The organism is Oleiphilus sp. HI0128 (assembly GCF_001635365.1).
This window is the reverse complement of the sequence record NZ_LWGG01000475.1, coordinates 1-461: the sequence shown is the minus strand read 5'-3', so window position 1 is coordinate 461 and position 461 is coordinate 1. Positions and strand designations below refer to the sequence as shown.

The window sequence follows — 461 nt, the reverse complement described above, 5'->3', positions numbered from 1 at the left end:
CCATACCTGCAATCTGACCTGTCATACGACGTTTGATCAGTGGAACTACCGCAAATACCGCACCTTCACCAGCCTGAACAAAGAACGAACAGCACATGGTTGCAATCACAGCAGCGGGGATCCACCAAGATGAATCAACCTGGCTCAATACAAAGTAGCCACATGCCAAACCACCAATCAAGAACATTAGAGCTTTACGACGACCAATGTGATCAGAGAACCAACCGCCAGTTGGGCGTGCAACCAAGTTCATGAAGGCAAAGCCTGAAGCCAATAGGCCCGCTTTGACAGGATCAAGACTTTCAAAAGTTTCCAAGAAGAATAGAGGCAACATTGATACAACCGCTAGTTCTGAACCGAAGGTAACGAAGTAAGACCAGTCTAGAATCGCAACTTGCTTAAAGTGGTACTTATCAAGCTCTTGGACACCGTTTGTCAGATTTTCTTTATTTACATTCCAG

1 protein-coding gene is annotated in these 461 nt (G+C 45.6%); it reads right to left on the bottom strand.

The window, feature by feature from the left end; all coding sequences use genetic code 11:
• A partial coding sequence (locus A3763_RS05770) for an MFS transporter (protein ID WP_156494946.1) occupies positions 1-461 on the bottom strand: 461 nt, incomplete at both ends.